Below are 24072 nucleotides of genomic sequence, written 5' to 3'. Positions count from 1 at the left end.
CGGTCGGAGCACTCCCGTGACGACGACGCTCGAGGCCGCCGGGCGTGGCACCCGCCACGTCCGGGGCGGCGGCACCACGCCGTCGAAGCAGAGCGGGACGCGGAAGTACCGGCTCGCCGCGGTCGGGTTCCTCAGCCCCGCCCTGATCCTCATCTGCGCCTTCGTGGTCCTCCCGATGGCCCTGACGTTCTGGATCAGCCTCCACCGGTGGTCGATGTTCACCCCGCTGACCGAGATGGAGTTCGTCGGGGCGGACAACTACCGGTCCGTGCTGGCCAGCGGGACCCATCTGGCCGCGCTGCGCAACACGATCGTCTACGTGGGGCTCAGCGCGGCCGTCACCATCCCGCTCGCGTTCCTGCTCGCCCTGCTGCTGTACTTCCCTGGGCTGCGAGGCCGGGGACTGGTCAGGGTGCTGCTCTTCTCCACCTACGTCGTGCCGACGGTCGCGATCGTCATCATCTGGTCGAACCTGTACGCCCCCGGCTACGGACCGATCGACAACCTGCTCGCGCTCGCCGGCATCGACTCGCCCGGGTGGCTGAGCAACCCGCAGAGCGCCCTGTTCTCGCTCGTGGTCTTCAACGTGTGGCAGATGCTCGGGTACTACGTCGTCCTCCTCGTCGCGGGGCTGACACAGATCCCCGAGGAGATCTACGAGGCGGCCCGGCTGGACGGTGCCGGCCCGGTGCGCCAGACGGTGAGCATCACCGTCCCGCTGCTGCGCAACACGCTCGTCTTCGTCCTGCTCATGACGATCATCAACTCCATCCAGGTCTTCGACCCGGTGTACCTGCTCACCCAGGGCGGACCGGTGGACTCGACCAACGTGCTGTCCTTCGACATCCAGCGCACCGCGTTCCAGTTCGGGCTGGCCGGGGAGGCCAGCGCCATGGCGTTCAGCCTGCTGGTGCTCCTGGCCGTGGTGGCAGGCATGCTCGTGGGTTCGGCACGGAGGCGGCCATGAGCCTGCCGCCCCCGACGAGTGTCGCGCCCGCCGTCGCCGGGCGCGCCCGGCCCGCGACCGCGCCACGTCGTCCCCGGCGGCGGTCGCCGCGCCGGCTGGCCCTCTACGGCGTCCTCGTCACCGTCGCCCTGATCCAGTTCGCCCCGCTGTACTGGCTGATCATCTCGACGCTGAAGACGCCCGAGGAGTTCGCGAGCATCCCGCCCACCTGGTTCCCCGCGGCACCGACCCTCGACGCCTACGCCCGGGTCTTCAGCGACGTCCCGTTCGGCCGGTCGATCCTGAACAGCGTGCTCATCGCGGGAGTCAGCAGCGCCGCGGTTCTCGTGACCTCGACCATGGCGGGGTACGTCTTCGCGAAGTACCGCTTCCGCGGGCGGGACGCCATCTTCTGGGGCGTCGTCGCCACGATGTTCCTCCCCCCGATCGTCACGCTCGTCCCGCTCTATCACGTGGTCTCCAGCCTCGGGCTGTCGGACTCGTACCTCGGTGTGATGCTGCCGTGGCTCGTCAACGCCTTCGGGATCTTCCTCATGCGGCAGTTCATCGCCGACGTCCCGGACGAGCTCATCGATGCGGCGCGTATCGACGGCGCGAGCGAGCTGCGCATCCTGGTCCAGGTGGTGGCGCCGCTGCTCCGGCCGGCGACCATCACCCTGCTGGTGTTCACCATCGTCTACTACTGGAACAACTTCCTCTGGCCGCTGTCGATCCTTCAGTCCGAGGCCAAGTACCCGGTCGTGCTCACGCTCTCCCGCCTGCTCTCCTACACGATGGGCGTGGGCTACCAGAACGTGGTGATGGCCGGCGCGCTCGTCGCCAGCCTGCCCACCCTCGTGGTCTTCCTCCTCGCCCAGCGCGTCTTCGTCCAGGGCATCGCCCGCACGGGGGTGAAGTGATGCACCGGGGCGGCACACTCGCGGGCGGTGTGGCCGTGGGGGTCGACGTCGGTGGGACGCACCTGCGTGTGCTCGCCGGCGGTGGTGAGCGCGGCCGGGCCGACGTGCACGAGGTGCGTGACGTGCCGGTGCCCCGCAGCACCGAGGCCATCGTCGACGCGATCGCGGTGCTGGGACTCGAGTCCGCCGACGGCGAGCCGGTCCGGTCGGTCGCCGTCGGGCTGCCGGGCTGGACGACGTCGACCGTCCCGAGGTGGGTGCCGAACCTGCCCTTCCTCGACGGTGCCCCGCTCGCCGAGGCGGTGGCCGAGCGTCTCGGGGCGACGTGCGTGCTGCTGAACGACGCCCAGGCGACGCTCCTCGGGGAGCTGAGCGAGGGGGTGCTGCGCGGGCGGAGCTCGGCGGTGCTGGTCGCGCTGGGGACCGGCATCGGCGGCGCCGTGCTCCTGGAGGGCCGTCTCGTCCGGGGCCACCGTGGCTGCGCGGGGTCGTTCGGGTGGTTGCCCGTGGACGGGGAGATGCCCGACCCGCATCACGGCGGCTGGGAGAGGGCCGCCTCAGGTGCGTCGCTCGACGCTGCCGGGGGGCCATGGGGTGGTGCGGCAGGCTTGGTCGCCGCGGCACGGCAGGGGGACGGGGCCGCGATCGCCGTGGTCGAACGGTTCGGCACCCTGCTCGGACGGGGCACGGCGGCGCTCGCGAGCGTCTTCGACCCCGAGGTGATCGTCGTCGCCGGCGGCCTCAGCGACGCGTTGGACCTGCTGCGCGAGCCGACCCTGCGCGCCCATGCCGCGTACGCCTCGCCGGCGGGGCGGGAGGTGCCGGTGGTGCGGGCGGCGCTCGGACCCGGAGCGGGGGTGGTGGGGGCGCTGCGCGCCGCCACCGAGCCGGAGGTGCTGCAGTGACCGATCTTGTGCCCGCTCCGCGTGCGGCCACGCTCGACCCGGACTCGGCGGTGCCCCTGTACGCGCAGCTGGAGGACCTCCTTCTGCGGCGGGTCGAGGCGGGCGAGTGGGCCGCCGGTACGCAGATTCCCACGGAGTCCCAGCTGTGCGAGGCCTACGGCGTCAGCCGTGTGACTGTCCGTCAGGCCCTGGGCAGGCTGGTGCGGCGAGGACTGCTCAGCCGGGGCCGGGGACGAGGCACGTTCGTCCGCGACGCCCGTCTGACCGCCGGTGCGCGTTCGGTCTCCTCGTTCTCGGCAGAGCTGAGCGAGCGGGGCATGCGGCCCGGCTCGCGGGTGCTCGACGTGGCGCGGGAGCCGGCCGACCCCGAGGTGGCCGCCGCCCTCGACCGTGAGCCGGGCGCCGAGCTGATCCGCCTCCGCCGGATCCGTCTCGGTGACGGGCTGCCGATCGCCGTGCAGACCAGCCTGCTCGTGGCGGAGCGCTTCCCGGACCTCGAGGCGCACCTCGGCGACGACGTGTCGCTCTACGCGATCCTCCGCGCCCGGTACGGCACCGTGCCGGTGGAGGCCACGGAGGTCTTCCGGGTGACCGGGATGCCGAAGGAGATTGCCCCGCTGCTCGACGTCGGGCGCGGCGCGCACGGGTTCCACGCCACACGCGTGACCTATGACGGCCGGGAGGCCTTCGAGCACACCACCAGCTACCTCCGGGGGGACCGGTACGAGATCCGGCTGACCCTCCGGAACACCAGGTAGCACAGAGCGAGAGGAAGCACCATGACGAACCGATCCGTGTACACCGCGCGCTTGGTCGAGCTGCTCGACACCTTGGCCACCACGCAGGACGAGGCCCTGGACGCCGTCGCGCACCGGTGCGCGGACACCCTGGAGCGCCACGGCCTCATCCACCTCTTCGGCAGCGGGCACTCGGTGATCCCGACCCTCGAGGCGTTCCCCCGGTACGGCAGCTTCGTGGGCCTCTACCCGCTCAACGACCCGCGGCTGATGTGGCACAACGTGCTCGGTCCGGGCGGGGTGCGGGAGCTCCTCTGGCTGGAGCGCACGGAGGGCTACATCGACAAGTTCCTCTCGCACGAGCCCCTCGACGACGGCGACGTGCTCGTCGTGTACTCGCACAGCGGACTCAACGCCGCGGGCATCGACGCGGCGTTGTACGCGAAGGTGCGGGGCTTGTTCGTGGTCGCGGTGACGTCGGGCGCGAGCCTCGCCAGGCCGACGCCGCACTCGAGCGGCAGACGACTGGCGGACGTCGCGGACGTCATGATCGACACCGGTGTGCCGGTCGAGGACGCGATCGTCTCCGTGGACGGGTGGGACCGGCCGGTCGGCGGCTCCTCGACCGTGGTGGCCGCCGTCGTCAGCCACGAGATCATCGCCCGCACCGCGACCGTCCTCGCCGGGCGGGGCATCACCATGCCCACCTTCGTCTCCCCGACGGTTCCCGGAGCCACGCTGTCCTCGAACGACGAGGTGTTCGCCGACCACGAGCGCTACGTGCACGATGCGCGCGGCCGGTCGCTCCCAACCCTCCGCTCCGGGCCGGGCAACCAGAGCGGCGCCCTGATCGCGGCGGAGCACGAGGAGCCGTAGCGTCCTGAGCCGGTGCGTCCGTCACCCGAACGCCGCGCAGAGCCGCTCGCGGGCACCCTCCGGGTCGTCCACCCGGTCCCAGCGGCCCGAGACGACGGTCACGCGCGCGGCGCCGTCCGGGTCCTCGATCCGCAGCTCGCCGTGGTTCACCCAGATCAGCTCGCCGGGAAGGCTGTACTGGTAGGACTCCGTGCCGAGGACGCGTCGCGTGCGCACGGTGCTCGCGTCCGGCGCGAGGTCGTCGACGACGAAGACGTCGGTGGCACCCTCCGTGCGCAGGTCCGTTCCGGGGATCGTGTAGTGCTCCCCGTACGTCTGGTGCGTGATCTGCTGGGTGAGTCGGCCGTCGGGCCCGTAGGTGCGGTGGGTGACGACCGAGTGGCCGACGCGGTGCCGCTCGAGCTGGGCCGCCGGGCAGCGCGGTCCGGGCGCGGGCTCGAACCGGCGGGAGTCGCCGAGCCCGAGGCAGACGACCGTGCCGGGCCCGCCCTCGGTGAGGCACTTCCACTCATGGCCCTCGGCCGGCGGAGGCACGAGCCGCGTGCGGTCGACGGTCCCGTCGTCGGCGACCTCCGCGAAGCCCTCACGGGTCACGACCAGCAGGCCCGGATGTGCCGAGGGGATGAAGTCTCCCGACTCCGCGAGGAACTCCGACAGCTCCTGCTCCGGCGACCTCGTGGGCGGCCCGGCGTCCGCCGTCGCGGTCGGCATGTCCGGCGGAGGAGACGGCTCCGTGGCGCCGTCCGGCGGGCCGGTGCACGCGGCGAGCAGCACGGCCGCGCCCGCAGCACGCAGGATGCGGGCGTCCATGGCAGCCTCCTCGCCGAGACGGCCCCAGACTACGACGGCAGCGGCCGGCGTACCCGGGCCGGACCCGCGCCGTCGCACCGGGCGGAGATCTCTCGACGCGCCGCTCGTCGCGGTCCCGGGAGGGAATCTCTCCTCCGTCCTCGGACGTACCTCCTGGAAGAGGCGGACGGGAGAGAATCGTGGCGGCGCATCGTCGACGAGGAGGAGTACCCCGCTGTGGACTGGACGCTCGAGGTTGTCATCGTGCCGGTCAGCGACATCGACCGGGCGATCGAGTTCTACCGCGACAAGGTCGGCTTCGAGCTCGACCACCACACCGTGAACGGGCCGATGAACTTCGCGCAGCTGACGCCGCGAGGGTCGGGCTGCTCGATCGTCATCGGGTCGCTGCCCGCCCAGCAGCAGATGGCGCCCGGCTCGCTGCACGGGACGCAGCTGGTCGTCGCGGACGCCGAGGCGGCGCGGCAGGAGCTGATCGACCGAGGGGTCGAGGCGAGCGAGATCACCGTCTTCGACGAGCGCGACGGAGGGACGTTCTTCGGCTTCGCCGATCCGGACGGCAACACGTGGGCGGTGCAGCAGATCCGCGCGCGGGCGGACAAGCCGTTGATCCCACTGGAGGCGCGGGTCCGCTTCGGGAGCGAGTGAGGGCCGTCCGGTGACCCTCGCGCGCACCGCCCTCCCCGTCCGGCCGTGGCCCTGGCCGGCGCTCGCGGCCGGCCTCGCCGCGAGCCTGGCCGCGCCGGTCACACTGGCCGCCGCGACGGGGTTCGCGCGGGGCGTGCTGGTGGCGCTGGTGGCCGCTTCGCTCTACGCGGCAGGCGCGGCGGCGGTCGCGGCACGGTGGCCGCGGCGTGCTCTTGGCGCCGCCAACGCCGTCACGCTGGCGCGCCTGGTGATGGTGTCGTGGATGGCGGGGGTGCTCGTGGTGGTGCGGGAGGGCGCCTGGCAGGTGCCGCTCGCCGTGGTGGGCCTGTGCTGCCTGCTGCTCGACGGCGTCGACGGCCGGGTGGCCCGGTGGCGCGGGCTGGTCAGCACGTTCGGGGCACGGTTCGACCTGGAGGTCGACGCCGCGCTCGTGCTCCTGCTGAGCGTCGCCGTCGCCGCGCTGGGCGTCACCGGCTGGTGGGTGGTCTCGATCGGCGTGGTGCGGTACGCCTACGTGGTGGCCGGTGCGGCGTGGCCGTGGCTGCGCGGGCCGCTCTTCCCGAGCCTGGCGCGCAAGGTGGTCGGCGTGTGCGTGGTGGTGGTGCTGCTCGTGGCGCTGATCCTGCCGGTGCATGCCGAGGTGTCGCAGCGGGGGGAGGTGCCGGTGCTGGCCGAGGTGCCGTTGCCCGCGCTCCTGGTGGCGGCGCTGCCCGCGGCAGGGGAGCAGCTGCTCGTCGTCGCGCTCGCCGCGGTGTGCTGGTCCTTCGCGCGGGACGCTCGCTGGCAGTACGCGAACCGAGAGGAACCCCGCGGTTAGCGGTGCGTCAGCCGCGGTACCGGCGAGGCTGAGCAGGTCCTGCGCGGTGCGGAGCGCCATGCCCCGGGCGACGAGATGATCGCCGGACCGCTGCGTCACGCCCGAACGGCGTCAGACCGCACCGCGTAGACGTCGCCGGGCGGTGCCGACGACGCCAGCGCCCGCAGCGCCGAGGCCATGCCGTCGGCGTCGAGCCAGGCGTCGTCCGCCCAGCGAAGCGTCTCCAGCGGGGAGTGCCGGAACCGGTACTCGCCGAGCTCCGCGAGGCGCGTCACACATGCCACCGCTCGGTCGACCACGGGCGGCAGGTACTCGAAGGACAGCGCCGGCACCGCCGTGCTCAGACCGCGCAGCACGTCCAGCTCCGAGCCCTCGACGTCGATCTTGCAGAACCGTGGCTCGCCGTGGCGGGCGACGAGAGCGTCGAGGGTGGTGAGCGGCACCGTCAGCTCCCGGTCCCAGCGCACGGAGGCGAACCGCCGGTCGGTGCGCACCTCCTCCATCCACGACGGCACGAGCGTCGAGACGGTCGGCGTCCGGGTGGCGATGCGCAACGTGGCGGTGCCGGCGCGGGCACCCACGGCGCGCGCCTCGACCATGACGTCCGGGTCCCTGCCGTAGATCCGGTGGAGCACCGCGACGAGGTCGGGCTGCGGCTCGACCGCGACCACGCGGGCACCGAGCCGCCGGAACGCCCGGACCCGGTTGCCGACGTGCGAGCCGACGTCGAACGCGAGATCGCCGGGGCGGAGGAACTGCGCGTAGAAGGCGACCATGCGCCGTCGTCGCCAGAGCGTCCCGTAGGACCAGACGAGGGAGCGCGCGAGACCGCGGGCCCGGTTCCCTCTGGCGGTCACACCCCATCGTGGCACGGCGCCCGTCGTCGGGACTTCGCGGTGCGCACGGTCTGGAGGCGGCCACCTGTGGCGGCCCTGCGTGGCGGCAGGGCGAACGGGGTGTCCCCGGGAACACGGACCCCGGTCCCTGGCGGGGCGGCCACCGGCGTCGGACCATAGAGGAGGGCGCCGGGCCGCCCGGTCCGGCACGATCAAGGAGGATCGGCATGACCACGCAACCGAACGACCCGATGCAGTCCGGATCCCAGTCTTCGCAGTCGCCGTACCAGTCGCAGGCAGGATCTCAGCAGCGGTCCGAGTCCGAGTCGCAGTCCGAGGCGCAGCCGTCGTCCGTGCCCGCTCGTCGCTCACCCCGCGACCTGGCCGAGCACCTCTGGGACGCGTTCCCGTTCGGCGACATGCCGTGGCCGTTCCGGGAGGCCGGGCGTGCCGGCACCACGCCGATGCGGCTGGAGGAGTTCCGTGAGGGCGACCAGCTCGTCGTCCGTGCCGAGCTGCCCGGGGTGGATCCGGACAAGGATCTCGACGTCACCGTCGACGAGGGCGTCCTGACCATCAGCGCCCAGCGGCAGGAGCGCTCCGAGCAGAAGCAGGCCCACGGGTACCGCTCGGAGTTCCGGTACGGCCGGTTCGAGCGGCAGATCCGTCTGCCGAAGGGTGCGGACACGGACGCGATCTCCGCGAGCTACCGCGACGGGGTGCTGGAGCTTCGGCTGCCCGTGCCGGCGGAGACCCCGCCGGCCCGGAAGATCGACATCCGGCGGAGCTGACGGCCTGAGACCTGGCGGTCCGGGAGGGCGCGCGTCATAGTGGAGGGTGGAAGCCCGAAACCGTCCCGGGGGATGCCATGGCGACCACCAGGAAGACGCCGACGCCGGGGGCGCGCGCCCTGCTCGGCGTCGGCCTGCTCGCCGCCCTCGGCCTCGCCGGGGTGGGCATCGCCGCTGCCCTCGGGCCCGACGACGTCGCGAGGGTGGCCACGCGTGCCGAGCGGCCGGCCGCGGTCAGCACCACCGAGCTGCCGTCCGGGGCCCGCTCCACGGAGCCGACGGCGGACCCGTTGGCCGGTCTGCTGGTGCCCGCCGTCTCTGAGGAGGGCGAGACGTTCGGCACCATGCGCGTGCCCCGCTGGGGCGACTACGAGGAGCCGATCTCCGAGGGCATCACCGACCAGGTTCTCGACGAGCTCGGCCTCGGCCGCTTCCCCGGCAGCCAGATGCCGGGGGAGGAGGGGAACTTCGCCGTGGCGGGGCACCGGACGCTCCACTCGCGCCCGCTGTACGGGGTTGCGGAGCTGCGGGTGGGGGACGAGATCGTCGTGACCACCGCCGAGGGGGAGTACACGTACGCGGTGAGCGGCCACGAGATCGTCAGCCCGGACCAGGTGCGCGTGGTGGGACCGGACCCGCAGAATCCCGGCGGTCCCGCCGTCGGGCGGCTGATGACGCTTGTGGCGTGCCACCCGCTCGGCTCCGTCGCCGAGCGCTACATCGTCTACGCCGAGCTCGAGCGATTCGAGCCGGCTGCCTGAGCCCTGGGCGGCTCGGGCGCTGAGACCGTGTCGCGACCGGAGCGCCGCGCCTCGATACGGTGGAGCCATGCTGATCGCCGAGGACGTGGTGCTCCTGCTCACCGACGACGCCACGGGACGCCCCGTCGTCGACTCGACCCGGCGGGACCTCGTCCTCGCGGGAGCGGTGGTCCTGGAGCTGGCCGACCGCGGCAAGGTCCGGCTCACCGAGCCCGACGAGGAGGTCAAGGCGGGCCGGCTTGTCGTCGCCGACACGTCGCCCACGGGCGACGACGTGCTCGACACCGCGCTCGGGAACCTCGCCGCCCGGAAGCCGGACAAGCCGAAGAACGTGCTCGCCGCCGTCGCCAAGGGTCTGCACCGGCGCCTGCTCGAGCGGCTCGCCGAGCGGGGGATCCTGCGCGTGGAGGAGGACCGGGTGCTGGGGATCATCCCGCGGACGTCGTGGCCGGCGCTGGACTCGGCCCACGAGGAACAGCTGCGGCAGGGGCTGCACGACGTTCTGGTCGTCGGCCGCACCCCGACGCCCCGCGAGGCGAACCTCATCTCGCTGCTGCAGTCGGTCAACCAGGTGCCGAAGGTCCTGCCGGGGGCGCAGATCGGGCGCGCCGAGCTGCGCCGTCGGGCGGGCGAGGTCGAGGGCTCCTTCGCCAGCACCGCGGTCAGGAAGGCGGTCGACGAGGCGATCGCGGTCACGATCGCCAGCACCACGACTGTCTCCGGGGCCTGAGAAACGACCGTCTCCGGGGCCTGAGACGCGCGTCGGCTCTGTGACGGTGCCTACCGGTGCTCTGGCCCGAACCGAAAGTGGCGGCCGGCGACGTCGGTGAGCGTGACGTCGACGAGGACCGGCTCGCCCGTCACGCGAGCGCGCGCACGGTCTCGACGGTGTCGGCCTCGGCCGCGGTCTTGTCGTCGCGGTAGCGGAGCACCCGCGCGAACCGCAGTGCCATCCCGCCGGGGTAGCGCGAGGACCGCTGGATGCCGTCGAACGCCACCTCGACCACCTGCTCGGGACGGACGTGGACCACGTGCCCGCTGCGGCCCGTCTCCAGCTCGAGGAACCGCCGCGTCTGCCAGGCGAGCATCTCGTCCGTCATGCCCTTGAAGGTTTTGCCCAGCATCACGAAGTCGTCCCCGTTACGGGCCCCGAGGTGGATGTTCGACAGCGTGCCCTCCCGGCGCCCGCTGCCCCACTCCACGGCGAGCACCACGAGGTCGAGCGTGTGGCGCGGCTTGACCTTCACCCAGGCCGAGCCGCGCCGGCCGGCGTCGTAGGGGGCGTGCAGGTCCTTGACCACGACCCCCTCGTGCCCCCGCCGGATCATCTCGGTGAAGAACTCCTGAACCTGCTCGGGGTCGGAGGTCAGGCGCCGGGGAACGAGAGCGTCCTCGGGGACGAGGCTGCTCAGTGCGCGGAAACGCTCGGCGGCCGGGGAGTCGATCAGGTCCCGGCCGTCAAGGTGCAGCACGTCGAAGAAGTACACGGTGAGCGGGACCTGATCGCGCAGCGTGGCGCCGTCCCGGCTCATCGTGCGTGAGCCGGTCTCCTGGAATGGGCGGGGCCGGCCGTCGGGTCCGAGCGCGATCGCCTCGCCGTCCAGGACGACGGCGTCCGACTCGAGCGCGCGGGCCACCTCCACCACCTCGGGGACCCGGTCCGTGATCTCGTCGAGCGAGCGCGTGAACACGGTGACCTCCGCGCCGGAGCGGTGCACCTGGACGCGGATGCCGTCGATCTTCCCGTCGGCGACGACGGGGCGGCCCGGCGTCTCGTCGTCGGCGTCCCCGCCCGCCCTGCCGGCGTCGTCCGCCTGGTCGCGCTCGTTGTCGCCCGCACTGCCGACGTCGTGCCTCTGGTCGCGCTCGTCGTCGCCCGGCTCTGCGCTCCCCTCATCCACGACGGCGACGCCCAGCTTCTCGAGCGCGGCCGTGACGTCGGGCGCGGAAGCGGCGAGCATGGGCCTGACGGGGCGCCCCACCTCGAGCCGGAAGTGTTCCAGGGCGTCTGCTCCGCCGGTGAGGGCGGCGCGCGCGATCGGCCCGGAGAGCGCGGAGAACATCGCGGCGCGGCGCACGGCGCGCACGGGCACGTCCGCGGCGGCCGCGATGGCGTCGAGCAGCACCGAGTCCAGGGCGCCCTGCCGCAGCTCGCCCAGGAGCAGTCCGCGCAGGAACTGCTGCTCTGCCGAGGTCGCCTGGGAGAACAGCTCGCGGACCGCCCGCGTGCGGGCCGCCTGCGAGCCGGTGCCGGCGAGGGCACCGAGCCGCTCGAGCGCCTCGTCCACCTGCGTCGGGGTGAGTGACGGTGCCTGGGCCGGCTCGGGCAGCTCGGCCAGACTGCGCCAGCCGACGCCGGTCCGCCGCTGGCGCGGGCGCCCGGAGAGGAATGACGCGACGATCTCCGCCTCGTCCTCGCCGGCCGACCGCAGCGCGGCGGCGAGGAGCGCTCGCTTCTCCAGCCTTGAGCGCGTGGCGGCGACCGCGGCGTGTGTTTCGACCAGCTCGGCGAGCAGCACGTTCACGATGATGGCAGGTAAGTCTCGTCCGGGCAGGTCGGCTGAAACTCCGTGGTTGCGGCGTGAAGATTCCGGTCTCTGCGGCAACGGCTCGGAGCGGCAGGACGAATCAATCCACGAGCGTGAACTTGCGAGGTGAGGGCTCGGTCGCAGGAAAGCGGAATCGAGCCATATGAGCCGCGACGAGAAAAGGTGAGCATTTGCCCAAGTTGTTGAGCGCGGGCATGCGAAGCCGGTTGATGAGCCGTGCATGCAGGAGCTGTGGCGGCGTGGGGACTGAGCGCTCCAGACACATCAGCATGTCCGGTGCAGCGACCGCCGCACGCGCGGTGCGCCAGGGCTTCCACGGGGAGATATCCACCAACCGCTGGAATGCCACGGTTTCCACAGTCCAGCAATACACAGGGGCCGTTCGTGCCATCGTTTCCACAAATTTCTCGCGATTCACCCGGAACCATTGTTCATCGAACGGGCGTTCGATAGCCTTGGTACGGCCGGAATTGGACGGAATGGGGTGGTCGCGGTGACAGAGGTCGTGGGCGCGGCCACGCCCGCACAGGCTGTCTCGGCGGGTCTGGCTCGGATGCGGGAAGCGCTCGATGTTCTGGGTGGTGTCGATCTGCACCAGCTGGACGGTGAGGCGCTCCTGGGTGCTCTCGACGCTGTGGAGCAGGTGCGTCGGCGCACCGACGCCTTGGGGGCCAGGGTGCTTGCCGCGGTCGAGTCGGACGGTCGGTGGGCGGTCGACGGTGCCCGTTCGATGGCGGCGTGGTACCGGGTCCGCACCGGGCGCCATCGTGCCGGTGCGGCTCGCGAGGTGCGTCAGGCTCGGGCGTTGCGCGATCACCTGCCGGGGACGGCGCGGGCGTTGGCGGCCGGGGAGATCAGCTCGGACCATGTCGCCGCGATCGTGCGTCACACGACCGGCACCGAGGCGCGGCGGGAGCGGCTGCGCGACCGCCACGTCGGGGAGCGTCTGCTGCTGACGCACGCCCGTGGCCTGGACGCCTCGGCGTTCGACCTGGCGGTGCGGCACTGGAGTCTGCGGGCGGATCCGGAGGGGGCGGACCGGGCGTACGTGGAGGACGGCGCGCGGGAGGAGTTCTATCTCGCGGAGACCACGGACGGGTACGTGCCGGGCGGGTGGCTGTCGAGGGCGAGCGGGGAGATGGTGCGCACGGCGCTGGCCGCGCGCACGGGCACCCCGGCCAAGGGGGACGGGCGCTCCCCGGGGCAGCGGCGCGCCCGGGCTCTGGTCGGGCTGGCGCAGCTGGCGCTGGACTCCGGGGCGCTGCGGCCGGGGGCCCGGATCCGGCCGCACCTGAGCGTGCAGGTGCCGTTCGAGACCCTGCAGCGGCTCGTCGCGGCGTCCGCGCCCGCCCGTCGCCACCCGGGCTGCCCGCTGGGAGAGGAGCACCCCGGCGCCGCGTTCGGGCTGCCCGGCCCGGACGAGCAGACTCGCACCGCCGCCACCACCGTCGCTACCGCCACCACCGTCGCTACCGCTGGCAGCGCCGGCACCGGCATCGGGACCGGCACCTCGACCGGAGCGGCGCCGGGTGGTGCGGCCGGTGCGGGGGTGTGCGGGTGCGGGCAGGAGCTGGCCGAGGTGGTGATCGGGGCGGACCTGGACGCGGCCGCGATGGGTGAGGTCGCCCCGGCGACGTTCGAGGACGGGACGCCGCTGGCGCCGGCGCTGCTGGCCCGGATCGCGTGCAGCGGCGGGCTGCACCGGGTGGTGTTCGGCCCGGACTCGGAGGTGCTGGACGTTGGCCGGGAGAAGCGGATCTTCACCGCGGCCCAGACCCGGGCGATCATCGCCCGCGACAGGCACTGCCAGTACCCCGGCTGCGACGCCCCGCCGGGGGAGGGGGAGATCCACCACAGCATCTGGTGGTGGGAGCAGCTCGGCTCCACCAGCGTCAGGCTCGGCGTCCTGCTGTGCTGGGCCCATCACGACCACGTCCACCAGCACCGCATCGGCATCGAACGACGCAAACGCCGATGGGTCTTCCTCCGCCGCGACGGCAGCGAGATCGGCGAACAGACTCGCTCAGCCCGAATGCTTGTCAGTGAGGCAGGGCCTGACTAGTGGGTCAGTCACGACGTGACTCGTAGGCTGGTGCGGTGCATGCGGTCGAGCGGACGTGGGTGCCGGGCTGGCCGTGCGCCGTAGGTCAGACGCTCGCGGTTCTGCGGCACGGTCCGGCGGATCCGACGGTGCGCTACGGCGCTGGGGTCTTCTGGCGCGGGCTGCGTACCCCGGAGGGCACCGCCACGCTCCGGCTGGAGGTGCGGGCCAAGGATGGTGAGGTGACCGCGACAGCCTGGGGTCATGGTGCCGACTGGGTCGTCGCAGCCGTCCCGGCCATGCTCGGAGCCGAAGACGACCCGGCCGGTTTCCCCGCCGACCGGCATGCGCGGGTGGCCGAGCTCGCGCGCCGCTTCCCGAATCTTCGCCTGCCACGGACCGGGCTGGTGATGGAGTCGTTGGTGCCGGCGGTGATCGAGCAGAGGGTCGCGGGAACCGAGGCTTTCGCGGGATACCGCCGCCTCGTGCACTTCTTCGGGGAGAGGGCCCCGGGCCCGGGGGAAGGCCTGCGCCTGTGGGTCGCGCCGAACCCGGAGGTGCTGGTGAGAATCCCGTCCTGGGACTGGCTCCGGCTCGGCATCGACCCGGCACGGTCGCGCGCCGTCGTCGGAGCGGCGAGAGTTGCGTCGTCGCTCGAGCGGGCGGCGAGGGTGCCGACGGCGGAGGCCGACCGGCGTCTGCGGTCACTCCCTGGCATCGGGGTGTGGACCAGCGCGGAGGTCCGGGTGCGCTCCCACGGCGACGCCGACGCGGTCAGCTTCGGTGACTACAACGTCGCGCGTGACGTGGGCTGGGCGCTGACCGGCCGGGACGGCGTCGACGACGACGGCCTCGCGGAGCTCCTCGAGCCATTCCGGCCGCACCGATACCGCGTGCAGCGTCTCGTCGAGCTCGCGGGGCTCAGGCGGCCGCGCCGGGGCGCCCGGATGCCGCGCCGCACGCATCTGCCGGTGTAGCGGGCGGGGCGGGTTCGGGTCTGATCCACGCAGGCCGTCACGGCGACGTGTGTGGGGCCAAGTGGGCGTCGGCGCTGTGGGCGCTGTGTTGGGGCGAGGGGCTTGCGAGTTCTCCGCATCCCGGAAACGCGATTCCAGATTCTTGTACGCCGATCGACGTGGGACTAATGTCCTGGTCACACCGTGGGCGTTGTTTCGGCATGGATAACCTGCGACCACGGAACGCGCGAGAAACCATGCCATGACCTGAACCCGCCGCTGCTGGCGGGTCGAGGAGCGTGAGCGATGGAGCCCATCCAGGTCACCGTCAACGGCCAGGTCCGGAACGCCGACGGGGCTGGCCCGCACACAAGCCTGCTGGACTGGCTTCGTGGGCAGGGACTGACCGGCGCCAAGGAGGGGTGCGCCGAGGGGGAGTGCGGCGCCTGCGCCGTCCTGGTCGCCCGGCCTGACGGGCCGGAGGGCGCCACGTGGACCGCGGTGAACGCCTGCCTCCCGCCGGCGCTGGCGTTCGACGGCCAGGAGGTCCTCACCGCGGAGGGGCTCGGCACCGCCCCCGGCGCCTGCGCCGTCGAGGACCTCCACCCCGTCCAGCGGGAGATGGCCCAGCGGGGTGGCTCGCAGTGCGGTTACTGCACGCCCGGGTTCGTCTGCGCCATGGCGGCCGAGTACTACCGCCCCGGCCGGAGCCGCGCAGAAGCGAGCGCGCCCGAGGAGACGGGCACCGGCGCGACCGGCGAGGATCACGCTGCCGACCACGAGGTGGGGCCCAACGGCTTCGACCTGCACGCCCTGAGCGGCAACCTGTGCCGCTGCACCGGTTACCGGCCGATCCGGGACGCCGCCTACGCGCTCGGCGCACCGGAGGAGACCGACCCGCTGGCCGGCCGCCGCCATGCACCGGCCCCCGCGCCCCGCCACACCCGGCTGCGCACCGGCGCAGGAGAGTTCGTCCGGCCCGGCAGCCTGGAGGAGCTCTTCGACGAGCTCGACCAGCACCCCGATGCCGTCCTGGTCGCGGGCGCGACGGACGCCGGCGTGGAGCGGAACATCCGCCACACGCGCCCGCGCCTCGTCCTCGCCGTCGACCGCCTGGCGCCGCTGCGCACGCTGCGGACGAGCGCGGACAGCATCGAGCTTGGCGCCGCCCTGACGCTCTCCGAGATCGAGTCCGCCCTGGACGGCCGCGTGCCGCTGCTGGCGGCGCTCTTCCCGCAGTTCGCCTCCCGCCTGATCCGCAACGCCGCGACCCTGGGCGGAAACCTCGGCACCGCGTCACCGATCGGCGACGCCGCCCCCGTCCTCCTCGCCCTCGACGCGGCCCTCGTGCTCGCCTCGCGCGACGGCGAGCGCGAGGTCCCGCTCGCCGACTACTTCACGGGCTACCGCACCTCCGTGCGCGAGCCGGGGGAGATCATCCGGGCCGTGCGGATCCCCCTGCCGCTGGCCCGCGCGACCGCCTTCCACAAGATCGCCAAGCGCCGTTTCGACGACATCTCCTCGGTCGCCGTCGCGATCGCCGCCCGCGTCGAGGACGGCACGGTCGAGGACGTGCGGATCGGGCTTGGTGGGGTCGCCGCCACCCCGGTACGCGCCCGCGCCACCGAGGAAGCCCTGCGCGGGCGGCCGTGGACCGCCGACACCGCCGTCGCGGCCGCGGAGGTCATGGCGGGGGAGGGCACTCCGCTCGACGACCATCGCGCCAGCGCGCGCTACCGCCGGGCGATGCTCGAGCAGTCGCTCCTGCGGTTCTTCGCCCAGACCCAGCCGGCCGAGAGCCTGGAGGTTTCCCGATGAGATCCCTCGCCGACCGCCCGGTCAACCCCAGCGTCGGGGAGACCGTCGCCCACGAGAGCGCCGCCCTCCACGTCACGGGAACCGCCCTGTACACCGATGACCTGGTGTTCCGCGGCGCCCGGGTCCTCCACCTATGGCCGGTCCAGGCGCCTCACGCGCACGCCCGCGTCACCGCCCTGCGCACCGCCCCGGCCATGACGGTGCCGGGCGTGGTCCGCGTGCTCACCGCGGAGGACGTCCCCGGCACCAACGACGCCGGGACCAAGCACGACGAGCCGCTCTTCCCCGACGAGGTCATGTACTACGGCCACGCCGTGTGCTGGGTGCTCGGCGAGACCCTCGAGGCCGCACGCCTCGGCGCCGCGGCCGTCGAGGTCGAGTACGAGCCGCTGCCCTCGATCCTCACGCTCACCGAGGCGATCGCCGCCCAGAGCTTCCAGGGCAACCAGCCCACGGTCGCGCGCGGCGACGCCGCAGCCGCCCTGGCGGCCGCCCCGCACCGGTTCACCGGCGAGTTCGAGATGGGCGGGCAGGAGCACTTCTACCTCGAGACCCACGCCTCCCTCGCGCACGTGGACGAGTCCGGGCAGGTCTTCGTCCAGTCCTCCACCCAGCACCCCACCGAGACGCAGGAGATCGTCGCGCACGTCCTGGGCCTGCACGCCCACGACGTCACCGTCCAGTGCCTGCGCATGGGCGGCGGCTTCGGCGGCAAGGAGATGCAGCCCCACGGCCTCGCCGCCGTCGCGGCACTCGGGGCGGTGCTCAGCGGGCGTCCGGTGCGGATGCGGCTCAACCGCACGCAGGACATGACGATGACCGGCAAGCGCCACCCCTTCCACGCCACCTGGGAGGTCGGTTTCGACGACGACGGTCACCTCCTCGCGCTGCGCGCCACCATCACCTCCGACGGCGGATGGAGCCTCGACCTGTCCGAGCCCGTCCTCGCCCGCGCGCTGTGCCACATCGACAACGCCTACTTCATCCCCGACGTCGAGGTCCACGGCCGCATCGGCAAGACCCACAAGACGTCCCAGACGGCGTTCCGCGGCTTCGGCGGCCCGCAGGGCATGCTCGTGATCGAGGACATCCTCGGCCGGTGCGCCCCGGCCCTCGGGATCGACCCGGCCGAGCTGCGCCGTCGCAACCTCTACGAGCCTGGCCAGTCCACCCACTACGGCCAGCCGGTGCGGCACGCCGAGCGGCTGCGGGACGTGTGGGACCAGGTGGTGGAGCGCTCCGACTTCGAGGCACGCCGCCAGCAGGTCGCCGCGTTCAACGCCGCTCACCGCCATCTCAAGCGCGGGATCGCGATCACGCCGGTGAAGTTCGGGATCTCGTTCAACTTCACCGCGTTCAACCAGGCCGGCGCGCTCGTGCACGTCTACAAGGACGGCTCCGTCCTCATCAACCACGGCGGCACCGAGATGGGGCAGGGCCTGCACACGAAGATGCGTCAGGTGGCCGCCACGGCCCTCGGGCTGCCGTTGGGTCGGGTCCGCCTCGCCCCGACCCGAACCGACAAGGTGCCCAACACCTCCGCCACGGCGGCCAGTTCGGGGGCGGACCTCAACGGCGGCGCGATCAAGGACGCGTGCGACCAGATCCGCGAGCGGCTCGCCGAGGTCGCCGCCCGGAAGCTGAACGTCCACCCGGACGACGTGCGCTTCGTCGACGGCCGCGTCACCGGCATCGGCTTCCACGACCAGGACCTGTCCTTCGAGGAGGTCGTCGGCGCCGCGTACTCCCAGCGGGTCCAGCTCTTCGCCGCCGGGTACTACCGCACGGACGGCATCCACTGGGACGCCTCGCGCATGCAGGGTGAGCCGTTCAAGTACTTCTCGTTCGGCGCCGCGGTGTCCGAGGTGGAGGTCGACGGGTTCACCGGCGCGTACCGGTTCGTGCGCACCGACATCGTCCACGACGTCGGCGACTCGCTCTCCCCGCTCATCGACCTGGGGCAGATCGAGGGTGGCTTCGTCCAGGGGGCCGGCTGGCTCACGCTCGAGGAGCTGCGCTGGGACACCTCCGACGGCGAGCACCGCGGGCGGCTGGCGACCCAGGCGGCGAGCACCTACAAGCTGCCGAGCTTCTCCGAGATGCCCGAGGAGCTCAACGTGCACCTCTACGAGCGGGCCACCGAGAGCGGGGTCGTCTACGGGTCGAAGGCGGTCGGCGAGCCACCGCTGATGCTGGCGTTCAGCGTCCGCGAGGCGCTGCGCGCGGCCGCGGCGGCCTTCGGCCCAGAGGGCACCGTGGTCGAGCTCGCCAGCCCGGCCACCCCCGAGGCGGTCTACTGGGCGCTGGACGCCGCGCGGTCGGCGGAGCGGTCCGGCCCGGGGGCGCCCCGGTCCAAGACCGGTCTGCCCGCCAGGCACGACGGCGGAGCGGCGGCCCCGGGGGCGGCGGCTCCGGGGGCGGCGGCCCCTGGAGCGGAGGAGACGGCCCGAACAGGGACGCCGGGCGCGGCCGATGCGGACGGCCGCCGTCCCGAGCCGGTGGCGAGGACCTGATGGACTGGCTCGCCGCGCTGGCTCACCTGCGGGCCGCGGGCCTGCCGGGCGTGCTGGTCACCGTCACGGACGTCCGCGGCCACGCACCGCGCGAGGCCGGCGCGAAGATGGTCGTCGCGGCCGAGAGGACCTGGGACAGCATCGGCGGCGGAAACCTCGAGGCCACCGTCGTCGACCGGGCGCGTGAGCTGCTGACCGGTGGTGCAGACGTCCCCGAGCACATGACGTTCGCGCTCAACGAGCATGTCACCAACCGCCACGGCAACCAGTGCTGCGGCGGTGAGGTCAGCGTCCTCCTCGAGCCGCTCCGCACCCGATCCACCGTCGCGGTCTTCGGCGTCGGCCACGTCGGGTTCGAGCTGGCGCGCATCCTCGCGCGCCTGCCCGTCTCGCTGCACCTGGTGGACAGCAGGGCCGACCAGGTCGCCGCCGGGCGCCTGGCCGAGGTGGCCGGTCCCGCGGACGTCCACGTCCACCACGCTCCGGCCCCCGAAGTGGTGCTGCGGAACCTGCCCCCCAGCTCCCGCGTTCTCGTCATGACCCACGACCACGCCGAGGACCTCATCCTGTGCGACGCCGCCCTCAACCGCGGGGACCTCGCCTACGTCGGCCTGATCGGCTCGCGCGCCAAGTGGGCGCGCTTCCGCAAGCGCCTGCGCGAGGCGGGGCACGACGACGCCGCCATCGACACGATCACCTGCCCGATCGGGCTGCCCGGCCTCAGTGGCAAGGACCCCGCGGTGATCGCCCTCAGCGTCGCGGCAGACCTGGTGCGGCAGCTGGAGCAGGAGCTCGCACCGGTCGGGACGGCTCGGGTGCCGGCCACCGGGCGGGCCGCGCCGGGCGACGGCACCGGGAGCGAGGGCGGCGGCACGGCTGACGCTTCGGCGACGGCGGACGTGCGGTGATGGAGACGGGTGACGACGCCGGACCTGCGGTGGTGGAAACTGGCGACGACGACGCCGGACCTGCGGTGCCGAAGACGGGCGACGCCGGGCGCGCGGCGTCGCTCGACCCGGCCAGGGCCGGCGTCGGCCGCACGTGGATCAGGAACCCGCTCGCCATCCTCGCCGCCGAGGGGCTGGACGCCCGGGGCGGCGTCGTCGTCGAGGGTGACCGCATCACCGAGGTGCTCGGAGCAGGGGAGCAGCCGGCCGCGCCGTGCGAGACCGTGCTGGACGCAGCAGAGCACGTGGTCCTGCCCGGGCTGATCAACACTCACCACCACTTCTACCAGACCCTCACCCGCGCGTGGACGCCGGTGGTCAGCGCCGAGCTGTTCCCCTGGCTGGTCAACCTCTACCCGGTCTGGGCGCAACTGACCCCGCGCGACCTCGAGCTCGCCACCACCGCGGCCATGGCCGAGCTGCTGCTCTCCGGCTGCACCACCGCCGCCGACCACCACTACCTCTTCCCCGGCGGGCTCGAGGACGCGATCGACATCCAGGTCGACGCAGCCCGCCGCCTCGGCATGCGTGCCGTCCTCACCCGTGGCTCCATGACCCTCGGGACGGACGACGGCGGCCTGCCGCCCCAGGACGTGGTCCAGGACCTCGACACGATCTTCGCCGACAGCCGGCGCCTCGTGGAGCTCTACCACGAGCGCGGCCCGGGCGCGCAGGTCCAGATCGCCCTCGCCCCGTGCTCGCCGTTCTCGGTCACCCGCGAGGCGATGCGGGACAGCGCCGTGCTGGCCGAGGAGCTGGACGTCCGGCTGCACACCCACCTCGCCGAGACCCTCGACGAGGAGCAGTTCTGCCTCGACAGGTTCGGGCTCCGCACCGTCGACTACCTCGAGTCGGTGGGCTGGCTGAGCTCGCGTGCCTGGCTCGCCCACGGCATCCACTTCGACGACGGCGAGATCGCCCGGCTCGGCGCAGCGGGCGTGGGGATCGCCCACTGCCCGACGTCGAACATGCGCCTGGCGTCGGGAACCTGCCGTGCCGTGGAGCTCGAGGACGCCGGCGCGGCGGTCGGCCTGGGAGTCGACGGCTCGGCCTCGAACGACGGCTCGAACCTGATCCTCGAGGCGCGTCAGGCCCTCTACCTCCAGCGTCTCCGCTACGGCGCCGACGTTCCGCCCGAGCGGGCGCTGCGCTGGGCGACGGCCGGCTCGGCCCGGGCGCTGGGACGCGACGACCTCGGGGAGATCGCCGTCGGCAGGCAGGCCGACCTCGCCCTCTTCCGGCTGGACGACCTGCGCTTCTCCGGCAGCCACGACCTCCTGGCCGCGTTGCTGCTGTGCGGGGCGGACCGTGCGGACCGCGTGATGGTCGCGGGCCGGTGGCGTGTGGTGGGCGGGCAGGTCGAGGGACTCGACCTGCCCGCCCTGGTGGCCGATCACTCGGCCGCGGCGCGCGGGCTGCTGTCGCGCGCCGGCGTGTGATCCTGGGACCGACCGCGTCGGTACCCAGGATCACCTCAGATGCGGTCGTCCCGCGTGGTGTCGCGCAGCCGCTCGCCGGTGAGGGGATCGATGTCCCTGTCGGCGCGGGCGCCCGTCGCCGGGTCGTCGACGTCGACGAGCTCGACGGGTCCGGACTCCACCGTGGTCGCGCCCGGCGCGGTGGCGCTCGGGGCCGGGGTGACCGTCTCCGTCGGAGACTCCATGTACGGCTCGGTCGACGGCGAGACGGTGGCGTCCGTCGTCACCGTCTTGTCACCGCTCTTCTTCGCGGCTGCGACAGCTGCCGCCCCGGCTGCCACGGCGGCTGCCCCGGCCGCGGCCGCCTTGCCGGAGATGCCCGCCTTGCCGGAGTCGCCGCGGGAAGCTGCCGCGGCCTCGACGCCGGGCGTGCCCACGCCGGCGCCCTGGTTGATGGACCCGCGCCAGGCCCCGGTGGCGTACTCCTCGGACTCGATGAACGCCTTGAAGCGCTCCAGGTCGCCCTCGGCCTGCTTCTCGACGATGTTGAGCATGTCGCCGGCCTTCTCGACGAGGCCTTCGGGCTCGTACTCCAGCTCGAGCGTGACGGAGGTCTGGCCGCCGCCGACGTCCTCGAACAGCACGGTTCCGGCGTTGGTGGCACCCTCCGTGGCGGCCCAGGCGATCTTCCGGTCCGGGACCTGCTCCAGGATGCGGGCCTCCCACTGACGCTTCACGCCGGCGATCTCGGCCACCCACTGCAGACGGTCGTCCGAGAGCTGGGTGACGCTCTGGACCCCGCCCATGAACCGCGGGAAGTCCTCGAACTGGGTCCACTGGTTGTACGCGGTAGAGGTCGGCACGTTCACAAGGATCCGCTTGTGCACCTTCGTGGTCATGGCACCTGCTTCGGGTCGGGGACGGGGACCGTCACCCCGTCGCGTCCCCCCAGCATGGAGCAGCCATCCCGAGGGCGCGCGTCGAGCCTGGCCGCTGCTCGTGGGGCCGCGTCACGCCGCGGAAGGCGCGGTCCGGCGACGACGGCGGTGCAGATCGTGAGGTGAGGACAGCGCGGCGACCATCAGGTGCCGAGAGCCCGGCGACGATCAGGAGACGAACAACGAGGCGAGCGCGGTGTCTGCGCGGGACTGCTCGGCGCGCTCGAAGGTGGACGTCGTCGCCATCACCTCGTCTACACCGCTGCGCCTCACGAGCTCCCCCAGCCGCTCGGCAACCTGGCCGGCGGTGCCGTAGACCGAACCGGCGAGGAAATGCTCCACGGTCGAACGCTGCTTCGGGGTCAGCGGGCGGGACCGCACCGACTCGACGTCCTCGAGCGGCGGGAAGGCGCCGGTGGTTCGGGACGCCGCCATCGCCCACGCCTCGGGCAGGAGCAGCTCCCGGGCCCGGTCCTCGCTGTCGGCGATCATCACCGTCACGCTGGCGATGACGTAGGGCTCGCCGCCAGCCGCGCGCACCTGCCGACGGTAGGTGTCCAGCGTCCCGGGGACCTCGAGCGCGGGTCCGCCGACGGCGACCGGCAGTCCCGCGCGGGCCGCGAGTGTCAGCCCGCGCCCGCCGGCGAGGAGGAAGACCGGCGGGGGTGCCGCGACGCGGGGTGTCGCGGTCACCGGGCCTCGGCCGCCGAGGAACGCCCGGACGGCCTCGACGTCCGCGAGAAACCGCTCTGGGTCGGCATCGGTAGCGCCGAGCGCCTCGCGCACGGGGGCGCTGAAGCCGAGCGAGCGCCCGAGGCCCAGGTCCACGCGGCCGGGGTGGAGGCTCTCGAGCACGGCGAACTGCTCCGCGACGACGAGCGGGGCGTGATTGGGAAGCATGACGCCGCCCGACCCCACGCGGATCCGTGACGTCCGGGCAGCCACCGCAGCCGCGAGGACGGCGGGGCTCCCGCTGGCGATGCCGGGCACGGCGTGGTGCTCCGCCACCCAGAACCGGTGGTAGCCCAGCTCCTCCGCCAGGCGGGCACGCTCGATCGTCGACAGCAGCGCGAGGGCGTCGGGCTCGCCGGCGCGCGTGCGGGAGCGGTCCAGCAGGGACAGAGGCACGTCAATCGGAGGCATCACCTCAGCAACGGCGGTGGTCGGACCGATATTTCGAGGCTCAGCCGTGGGTGGCAAAGGCGTGGCTCAGCCTCGGGTGGCCCAGCCGTGGGTGGCCCAGGCGTGGGTGGCCCGGAGCCGCGCCGGCTTTCTCGGGCCCCTGGCCCGTAAGCCCTGGCGCAGGCAGCCCGGACCGGTCACGATGCTCGGATGGGTGGGTTGACGGGCGAGGCCCGGGACCGGGTACGGGCCATGAGCCTGTGGCTGGTGACCGGGATCGTCCTGGCGGGGGTCGCCGTCGGGCTCTACGCCGTCATCGTCGGGTTCGACCGGATCAGGCCGGCCGCGGTCGAGCGCGTGGCGCCGGCCGCCGGGCAGCGGGACCTGATCGTCGAGTACGTCGGCGGCAGTCCGGGCTGCGGGGACCCGCACCGCGTCGAGGTGACCGAGTCCGACGACGAGGTGGTCGTCGCAGCGACGGTGGTGGTGCGTCACGGCACGCGGTTCAACGCCGCGTGCGACGACCAAGGGTTCAGCATGGTCCAGACGGTCCGCCTCGCCGAGCCGCTCGGGGACCGCGCGGTGCGTGACGCCTCGCGGCCGGACGTCACCGTACCGGTGCTGGGGGACCTCGCCGAGCTGGCCGACGTCGGTTAGTCGTCAGTGCTGCTCTCGACGGTGTGCGACGGCTCGAGCCGATCTGCTCCCTTGGCGGACCGATCT

23 protein-coding genes are annotated in these 24072 nt (G+C 73.1%); 17 read left to right on the top strand and 6 right to left on the bottom strand.

Features of this window, described 5'->3' with window-relative positions:
• Positions 1-16 precede the first annotated feature (16 nt).
• From ABD774_RS09610 to ABD774_RS09590, 5 genes are read left to right on the top strand one after another with little or no spacing between them, the layout of a single operon-like run.
• Positions 17-967 (top strand): carbohydrate ABC transporter permease, encoded by a 951-nt coding sequence (locus ABD774_RS09610; RefSeq protein ID WP_345040327.1) that lies wholly within the window; start codon positions 17-19, stop codon positions 965-967.
• Complete coding sequence (locus ABD774_RS09605) at positions 964-1866, top strand: carbohydrate ABC transporter permease (protein WP_345040325.1); 903 nt, start codon at positions 964-966, stop codon at positions 1864-1866. The genes ABD774_RS09610 and ABD774_RS09605 overlap by 4 nt, the downstream gene beginning before the upstream one ends.
• 35 nt (positions 1867-1901) lie before the next feature.
• Positions 1902-2771 carry an ROK family protein gene (locus ABD774_RS09600; RefSeq protein ID WP_345040322.1) on the top strand — a complete coding sequence of 290 codons (870 nt, stop codon included), beginning with the start codon at positions 1902-1904 and terminating at the stop codon, positions 2769-2771.
• Complete coding sequence (locus ABD774_RS09595; RefSeq protein WP_345040320.1) at positions 2768-3529, top strand: GntR family transcriptional regulator; 762 nt, start codon at positions 2768-2770, stop codon at positions 3527-3529. The genes ABD774_RS09600 and ABD774_RS09595 overlap by 4 nt, the downstream gene beginning before the upstream one ends.
• A 21-nt stretch (positions 3530-3550) precedes the next feature.
• Positions 3551-4384, top strand: coding sequence for a sugar isomerase domain-containing protein (locus ABD774_RS09590; RefSeq protein ID WP_345040318.1), 834 nt, complete (start codon positions 3551-3553; stop codon positions 4382-4384).
• Between the two features lie 21 nt (positions 4385-4405).
• On the opposite strand, the gene ABD774_RS09585 is transcribed toward ABD774_RS09590, so the two are convergent.
• Complete coding sequence (locus tag ABD774_RS09585) at positions 4406-5194, bottom strand: hypothetical protein (protein ID WP_345040316.1); 789 nt, start codon at positions 5192-5194, stop codon at positions 4406-4408.
• A gap of 216 nt (positions 5195-5410) precedes the next feature.
• Here ABD774_RS09585 and ABD774_RS09580 point away from each other — a divergent pair, with 216 nt between their 5' ends.
• Positions 5411-5842, top strand: coding sequence for a VOC family protein (locus ABD774_RS09580; RefSeq protein WP_345040313.1), 432 nt, complete (start codon positions 5411-5413; stop codon positions 5840-5842).
• Positions 5843-5852: 10 nt separating this feature from the next.
• A complete protein-coding gene (locus tag ABD774_RS09575) occupies positions 5853-6659 on the top strand; it encodes a CDP-alcohol phosphatidyltransferase family protein (protein ID WP_345040311.1) in 807 nt (268 codons plus the stop codon).
• A 95-nt stretch (positions 6660-6754) separates the two neighbouring features.
• Here ABD774_RS09575 and ABD774_RS09570 read toward each other — a convergent pair whose 3' ends face one another.
• Positions 6755-7516, bottom strand: a complete 762-nt coding sequence (locus ABD774_RS09570; RefSeq protein WP_345040308.1) for an FkbM family methyltransferase — start codon at positions 7514-7516, stop codon at positions 6755-6757.
• 206 nt (positions 7517-7722) lie between these two features.
• On the opposite strand from ABD774_RS09570, the gene ABD774_RS09565 reads away from it, so the two are divergent.
• From ABD774_RS09565 to ABD774_RS09555, 3 genes are all read left to right on the top strand, one after another.
• Positions 7723-8286 (top strand): Hsp20/alpha crystallin family protein, encoded by a 564-nt coding sequence (locus ABD774_RS09565; RefSeq protein ID WP_345040306.1) that lies wholly within the window; start codon positions 7723-7725, stop codon positions 8284-8286.
• A 77-nt stretch (positions 8287-8363) separates the two neighbouring features.
• Positions 8364-9047: a sortase gene (locus ABD774_RS09560; RefSeq protein ID WP_345040303.1), complete on the top strand. Its 684-nt coding sequence runs from the start codon at positions 8364-8366 to the stop codon at positions 9045-9047.
• Between the two features lie 67 nt (positions 9048-9114).
• Entirely contained in the window at positions 9115-9777 is a 663-nt protein-coding gene (locus ABD774_RS09555; protein ID WP_345040301.1) for a GOLPH3/VPS74 family protein, read from the top strand.
• Positions 9778-9907: 130 nt separating this feature from the next.
• Here ABD774_RS09555 and ABD774_RS09550 read toward each other — a convergent pair whose 3' ends face one another.
• Together ABD774_RS09550 and ABD774_RS09545 are read right to left on the bottom strand one after the other, a co-directional pair.
• A complete protein-coding gene (locus ABD774_RS09550; protein WP_345040299.1) occupies positions 9908-11566 on the bottom strand; it encodes an ATP-dependent DNA ligase in 1659 nt (552 codons plus the stop codon).
• Positions 11567-11675: 109 nt separating this feature from the next.
• Entirely contained in the window at positions 11676-12191 is a 516-nt protein-coding gene (locus tag ABD774_RS09545; protein WP_345040297.1) for a hypothetical protein, read from the bottom strand.
• Between ABD774_RS09545 and ABD774_RS09540 the strand changes: the two genes are divergently transcribed.
• From ABD774_RS09540 to ABD774_RS09515, 6 genes are all read left to right on the top strand, one after another.
• Entirely contained in the window at positions 12150-13658 is a 1509-nt protein-coding gene (locus tag ABD774_RS09540; protein ID WP_345040294.1) for an HNH endonuclease signature motif containing protein, read from the top strand. The two genes, ABD774_RS09545 and ABD774_RS09540, sit on opposite strands and share 42 nt — an antisense overlap.
• A gap of 221 nt (positions 13659-13879) precedes the next feature.
• Positions 13880-14614, top strand: a complete 735-nt coding sequence (locus ABD774_RS09535; protein ID WP_345040292.1) for a DNA-3-methyladenine glycosylase family protein — start codon at positions 13880-13882, stop codon at positions 14612-14614.
• A gap of 285 nt (positions 14615-14899) precedes the next feature.
• Entirely contained in the window at positions 14900-16411 is a 1512-nt protein-coding gene (locus ABD774_RS09530; RefSeq protein ID WP_345040290.1) for a xanthine dehydrogenase small subunit, read from the top strand.
• Positions 16408-18924 carry a xanthine dehydrogenase molybdopterin binding subunit gene (gene xdhB / locus ABD774_RS09525; protein WP_345040288.1) on the top strand — a complete coding sequence of 839 codons (2517 nt, stop codon included), beginning with the start codon at positions 16408-16410 and terminating at the stop codon, positions 18922-18924. Before ABD774_RS09530 ends, xdhB begins: the two co-directional genes overlap by 4 nt.
• Positions 18924-19832 (top strand): xanthine dehydrogenase accessory protein XdhC, encoded by a 909-nt coding sequence (xdhC, locus tag ABD774_RS09520; protein ID WP_345040286.1) that lies wholly within the window; start codon positions 18924-18926, stop codon positions 19830-19832. Before xdhB ends, xdhC begins: the two co-directional genes overlap by 1 nt.
• Positions 19832-21310 carry an 8-oxoguanine deaminase gene (locus tag ABD774_RS09515; protein WP_345040284.1) on the top strand — a complete coding sequence of 493 codons (1479 nt, stop codon included), beginning with the start codon at positions 19832-19834 and terminating at the stop codon, positions 21308-21310. Before xdhC ends, ABD774_RS09515 begins: the two co-directional genes overlap by 1 nt.
• Positions 21311-21345: 35 nt before the next feature.
• Here ABD774_RS09515 and ABD774_RS09510 read toward each other — a convergent pair whose 3' ends face one another.
• Both ABD774_RS09510 and ABD774_RS09505 read right to left on the bottom strand, forming a co-directional pair.
• On the bottom strand, positions 21346-22188 hold the full coding sequence (locus ABD774_RS09510) for an SRPBCC family protein (RefSeq protein WP_345040281.1): 843 nt from the start codon (positions 22186-22188) through the stop codon (positions 21346-21348).
• 207 nt (positions 22189-22395) lie between these two features.
• Positions 22396-23355, bottom strand: coding sequence for an MsnO8 family LLM class oxidoreductase (locus ABD774_RS09505; protein ID WP_486327293.1), 960 nt, complete (start codon positions 23353-23355; stop codon positions 22396-22398).
• Between the two features lie 204 nt (positions 23356-23559).
• On the opposite strand from ABD774_RS09505, the gene ABD774_RS09500 reads away from it, so the two are divergent.
• Positions 23560-24006, top strand: a complete 447-nt coding sequence (locus tag ABD774_RS09500) for a hypothetical protein (RefSeq protein ID WP_345040277.1) — start codon at positions 23560-23562, stop codon at positions 24004-24006.
• Positions 24007-24072 lie beyond the last annotated feature (66 nt).

The sequence above is a fragment of the Georgenia daeguensis genome, assembly GCF_039537705.1.
GTDB lineage: Bacteria > Actinomycetota > Actinomycetes > Actinomycetales > Actinomycetaceae > Georgenia > Georgenia daeguensis.
This window is presented reverse-complemented; position numbering and strand designations above follow the sequence as displayed.

Bases quoted from the DNA above. Each gene is read 5' to 3' on its own strand.
- ABD774_RS09590 (WP_345040318.1), top strand. From the start codon at position 3,551: ATGACGAACCGATCCGTGTACACCGCGCGCTTGGTCGAGCTGCTCGAC.
- ABD774_RS09510 (WP_345040281.1), bottom strand. From the start codon at position 22,188: ATGACCACGAAGGTGCACAAGCGGATCCTTGTGAACGTGCCGACCTCT.
- ABD774_RS09500 (WP_345040277.1), top strand. From the start codon at position 23,560: ATGGGTGGGTTGACGGGCGAGGCCCGGGACCGGGTACGGGCCATGAGC.
- ABD774_RS09560 (WP_345040303.1), top strand. From the start codon at position 8,364: ATGGCGACCACCAGGAAGACGCCGACGCCGGGGGCGCGCGCCCTGCTC.
- ABD774_RS09565 (WP_345040306.1), top strand. From the start codon at position 7,723: ATGACCACGCAACCGAACGACCCGATGCAGTCCGGATCCCAGTCTTCG.
- ABD774_RS09530 (WP_345040290.1), top strand. From the start codon at position 14,900: ATGGAGCCCATCCAGGTCACCGTCAACGGCCAGGTCCGGAACGCCGAC.
- ABD774_RS09605 (WP_345040325.1), top strand. From the start codon at position 964: ATGAGCCTGCCGCCCCCGACGAGTGTCGCGCCCGCCGTCGCCGGGCGC.
- xdhB (WP_345040288.1), top strand. From the start codon at position 16,408: ATGAGATCCCTCGCCGACCGCCCGGTCAACCCCAGCGTCGGGGAGACC.
- ABD774_RS09555 (WP_345040301.1), top strand. From the start codon at position 9,115: ATGCTGATCGCCGAGGACGTGGTGCTCCTGCTCACCGACGACGCCACG.
- ABD774_RS09585 (WP_345040316.1), bottom strand. From the start codon at position 5,194: ATGGACGCCCGCATCCTGCGTGCTGCGGGCGCGGCCGTGCTGCTCGCC.
- ABD774_RS09515 (WP_345040284.1), top strand. From the start codon at position 19,832: ATGGAGACGGGTGACGACGCCGGACCTGCGGTGGTGGAAACTGGCGAC.
- xdhC (WP_345040286.1), top strand. From the start codon at position 18,924: ATGGACTGGCTCGCCGCGCTGGCTCACCTGCGGGCCGCGGGCCTGCCG.
- ABD774_RS09540 (WP_345040294.1), top strand. From the start codon at position 12,150: ATGCGGGAAGCGCTCGATGTTCTGGGTGGTGTCGATCTGCACCAGCTG.